This window comes from Pseudomonas sp. P5_A2_2, from assembly GCF_054177685.1.
On sequence record NZ_JBGCUL010000355.1, the window covers coordinates 1 to 4,442 of the forward strand.

At 59.9% G+C, this 4,442-nt stretch carries 4 protein-coding genes; 1 reads left to right on the plus strand and 3 read right to left on the minus strand.

The features are described from left to right. Nucleotides 1–899: glycosyltransferase (locus ACXRVY_RS18195; protein ID WP_458237915.1), on the minus strand; the 899-nt coding region annotated here is incomplete at its 3' end. Then, nucleotides 896–2,044 carry a UDP-4-amino-4-deoxy-L-arabinose aminotransferase gene (arnB, locus tag ACXRVY_RS18200; RefSeq protein WP_223460770.1) on the minus strand — a complete coding sequence of 383 codons (1,149 nt, stop codon included), beginning with the start codon at nucleotides 2,042–2,044 and terminating at the stop codon, nucleotides 896–898. The genes arnB and ACXRVY_RS18195, both read right to left, overlap by 4 nt. A 391-nt stretch (nucleotides 2,045–2,435) precedes the next feature. Between arnB and ACXRVY_RS18205 the strand changes: the two genes are divergently transcribed. Beyond that, nucleotides 2,436–3,374, plus strand: coding sequence for a site-specific integrase (locus tag ACXRVY_RS18205; protein WP_223460768.1), 939 nt, complete (start codon nucleotides 2,436–2,438; stop codon nucleotides 3,372–3,374). Between the two features lie 4 nt (nucleotides 3,375–3,378). Here ACXRVY_RS18205 and ACXRVY_RS18210 read toward each other — a convergent pair. Continuing rightward, nucleotides 3,379–4,442: ABC transporter ATP-binding protein (locus tag ACXRVY_RS18210; protein WP_458237916.1), on the minus strand; the 1,064-nt coding region annotated here is incomplete at its 5' end.

Genomic DNA, 4,442 nt, shown 5'->3' on the forward strand with positions numbered 1-4,442 from the left:
TCGCTRTACATGCGGCCCAGGTATTCACCCAGCAGGCCCATGCCGATGAATTGACCACCGGTGAAGACGAACAGCACGGCGAACAGTACGAAGGTACCGCCACCGGCCCAGCCGGCGCCGAACACCAGGCGCAGCAGGATCAGTGCAATAGCGAACAGCGCGCCCAGGGCCKCCATGCCGACGCCGACGATGCTCAGCAGTCGCAGCGGCGTGGTGGTCATGCAGGTGACGAGGTCGAACATCAGGTTGATCAGGCGCATGGGGCTGTACTTGGAATCGCCGTGTTCACGCTCGGCGTGGGTCACGGGGATTTCCGTAGTATGGCGGGCAAAGCTGTTGGCCAGGATCGGAATGAAGGTGCTGCGTTCACGGCAGGCGAGCATGGCATCGACAATGGTGCGTCGGTAGGCGCGGAGCATGCAGCCGTAGTCGCTCATGGCTACGCCGGTGGAGCGCTGCACGGCCAGGTTGATCAGTTTCGATGGCCAGCGGCGCAGGGCCGAGTCCTGGCGGTTGTTGCGTACAGTCGCGACGACGTCATAGCCAAGTTCGGCCTGGGCCACCAGCCGCGGGATTTCTTCGGGCGGGTTTTGCAGGTCGGCATCGAGGGTGATGACGACATCGCCCTTGCACTGTTCGAAACCGGCCATGATCGCCGCGTGCTGGCCGTAGTTGCGGTTGAGGATCACMGCCACCACCGGGCTGCCTTCGCGGGAGGCGGCGTCTTCCAGGATCTGTGCGGAGTCGTCGCGGCTGCCGTCGTCGACCAGCACGATTTCATAGGCCTGGTGCAACTGCTGGCAAGCCGCTTCGGTGCGCCGGAGCAATTCAGGCAGGCTTTCCTGTTCGTTGTAGACCGGAATGACGATCGAAACGAAGTTGATTGGGTAAGGTCTCAAAGGCTTCTGTCCATACAGTTTTCGATGGCACCAACGACGCGCTCGACATCATCGGTGGTCATGTCGGGGAACAACGGGATCGAACACAGCCGCGCCGAATTCCATTCGGTGTTGGGCAGGTACAGGTTAGGGTAACGCTGGCGGTAGTAGGTGTGCAGGTGTGTGGCGATGAAGTGAATGCCGGTACCGACATTCTGTTCCTGGAGAGCTTTCATGAACGCTTCGCGATCCAGCCCGCACCGCTCGGCGTCGATACGCAGGATGAACAGATGCCAGGCGTGTTTTTGCGAATAGGTGGGGACGGCCAGCGGTTGCACCGGCAAGCCCTCCAGGCGCTGCAAGTAGGTCTGGGCCAGTTGAGTGCGCCTGGCGTTGATCTCGTCCAGGCGTTCCAGCTGCACCAGTGCGATGGCCGCGTTGATGTCAGCCAGGTTGTACTTGAAGCCGGGTTCGACCACTTGGGCCTGGGGCTTGCGGCCGTGGGTCAGGCGGTCGTAGGCATCAACCCCCAGCCCGTGAAACTTGAGCATGCGTACCCGCGAGGCCAGGGCTTCATCGTCGCTGACGAACATGGCGCCTTCGGCGCAGGTCATGTTCTTGATCGCGTGGAACGAGAAGATCGCCGTGCCTTTGGAGCCGACGTGGCGACCTTTATAGAAAGTGCCTGCCGCGTGGGCGGCGTCTTCGATCACGGCAATGCCGTGTTTGTCGGCCAGAGCGTAGAGCGGATCGAGGTCGAATGCCGCGCCGGCGTAATGCACCGGGATAATGGCTTTGGTGCGCGAAGTGATCGCCGCTTCGATAGCGGCCACGTCGGTCATCAGCGTGTCGCGGTCGATGTCGACGAACACCGGCGTGGCACCCAGCAGGGTGATCATGTTGGCGGTGGAAACCCAGGTCTGCGAGGGCGTAATGACTTCATCGCCGGGACCGACACCCAATGCCAGCAGGGTGATATGCATCCCGCCGGTGGCCGAGGAAAGTGCCACGGCATGCCGGCAACCGACGTAGTTGGCGAAGTGTTCTTCCAGTGCCTGGTTCTTCGGTCCGGTAGTGATCCACCCGGAGCGCAATACTTGCTCTACGGCCGCGATTTCTTCGTCGCCGATGCTGGGACGGGAGAAAGGGAGAAACGCCTGACTCATGGGCACCTCGGGGGCTGAAAACGTAAATAGCCTTTGAGGCTAAAAGGGATCCAAAAATCAGCATAGACGCTAAATCAGAACCTGCATCAAATCAACTAGTTATGGGCTGGAGGTAAAAAATTGCATCAGTTGACTTTTTTCGCCATCGCCGGCAGGTTGGACGTCCATCTGGGCTGCGCCGATTCTATAGAAGGTTATGCCCGATTTTGTGAAAGGAACATGAAAAAACGGTTGGGGAATCGTTTATCTGAAATCTATTAAGCCGCTGTTCAGACTTCCCGCATGTATGGCGGTTCTTGGGAAAAGTCCTACAGCTGTAATGTCTTTTACATCATCGTTATTTCACTTCTTAGTTGCTTCATTGAACTGTTTTAATTCAAGGCCGTTTCGTTTGATTGACTTACCTGTAACTGATTCACGCACGCCCCTCACCAATCCGCTGACCCTGTATCTGGCGCGACTGGCGCCGTCCAGCCAACTGACCATGCGTTATGTGCTGCAGGATGCCGCCGACCGCCTGGGCTTCGAAGATCACGATATCGAGGAAATACCCTGGCACAACCTGCAGCCCGAAGATGTGATCGCACTTGTGGCTACATTGCGTTCAGACGGCTATGCGCCGAACACATCTTCGCTGTATGTCAACGCGGTGCGCGGGGTAATGAACGAAGCATGGCGCATGAGCCTGATCTCTCAGGAGCATCTGTTGAAGATGCGTTCGGTGAAGGGCATGGCCGGTACACGGCTGTCCCAGGGGCGCAATCTCAGACGCACGCTGATTCAGGAACTGATGGCGGTCTGCGCCGCCGATCCGCGGCCGCAAGGCCTGCGGGATGCAGCGATCATCGGGATTCTGTACGGTTCGGGAATGCGCAAATCCGAATCGGTGAACCTGGAACTGGACCAGGTCGATTTCACGGAGCGCAGTCTGCGGGTGACTGCCAAGGGCAACAAGCAATTGATCAAGTACGCCCCGGCCTGGGCCTTCGCCAAGCTTGAAGCCTGGCTCGAGCTGCGCCGTTCGTTGCTCAAGGACGGTGAGGCGGACGACCCGTTTCTGTTCAACCGCATCCGCCGTGGCAGCCACATCACCCGTGAGCGCATCACCAAACATGCGATTTACTACATCGCCCGGCAGCGGGGGGCGCAGGTCGGGGTGAAAATCATGCCCCACGACTTCCGGCGTTCATTCATCACCCGGGTAATCGAAGAGCATGACTTGTCGATTGCACAGAAACTGGCACACCACAGCAACATCCAGACCACGGCCAACTACGATGTGCGCGACGACAATGAGCGACGTCGGGCAGTGGATCGATTCGATTTGTAAGCGATTAAATCTCGCTCAGTACATGGGCGTGGCCAATGGTCGAGACCTGAACCGCGCTGCCGGCCGGTGGCGCATACATGCCTGAGCTGCGCACCAGCAGTGATCGGCCCGTTTGCTGGTTGCAGGTCAATGGCTGGAGTTCCACCGTCAGCGTGCAAGTATTGCCGCTGAAATCCCGATCAGTGACCACGGCCCGGCAACCGCTGTCTTGCGGGTCGCTGGGGAGGATGCTGGCCAGTTGCAGCTGTTCGGGGCGCAGCATGATCTGCGCCAACTTGTTATTGCGGTGGTTGTTGACCGGGATCCGCCCCAGGTCGCAATGGGCCCAACCCGCCTCGATGCGAGCGGGCATGACCACGGCATCCCCCAGAAACAACGCGGTCTGTTCGTCTTCGGGATAGCGGTAAAGGTCCAGCGGGTGCCCTGACTGGACCARTCGGCCATGGCGCATCACTGCCAACTGGTCGGCGAACGACAGGGCTTCACTCTGGTCATGGGTGACCAGAATGGTGGTGACGCCCGCGTCTTCCAGCAATCGCGCAACCATCTTGCGCATCGCCGCGCGCAATCCGGTATCGAGCGCCGAGAACGGCTCGTCCAGCAGCATCAGCCGTGGCTGTTGCGCCAACGCCCGGGCCAGGGCCACTCGCTGTTGCTGACCACCGGACAATTCATGGGGCCAGCGCTCGGCCATCTTCGCGTCCAGCGCCACGCTGTCCATCAGTTCGGCGATTCGCTGTTGTTTTTCCGTGCCCTTGGTCGCCAGGCCAAAGCCGATGTTCGCGGCCACGGTCATGTGTGGAAAGAGTGCGCCGTCCTGCGGCACATAGCCGATCAGACGTTGATGGGCCGGCACTTCGTGGGTGCCGTCGACCAGGGTCTGGCCATTGAGCGAAAGACGCCCGGCGTCGGGGAATTCGAAGCCGGCAATCATCCGCAGCAACGTGGTTTTACCGGAGCCGGAAGGACCGACGATCACCGTGCGACTGCCGCTGGGCACCGACAGGCTGACGTTGTCCAGGGCGCGATGGGCGCCATAGGACTTGTAGAGGGCATTCAATTCAAGAG

Coding starts and splice junctions, on each gene's coding strand:
- arnB (WP_223460770.1), bottom strand. CDS start 2,044: ATGAGTCAGGCGTTTCTCCCTTTCTCCCGTCCCAGCATCGGCGACGAA.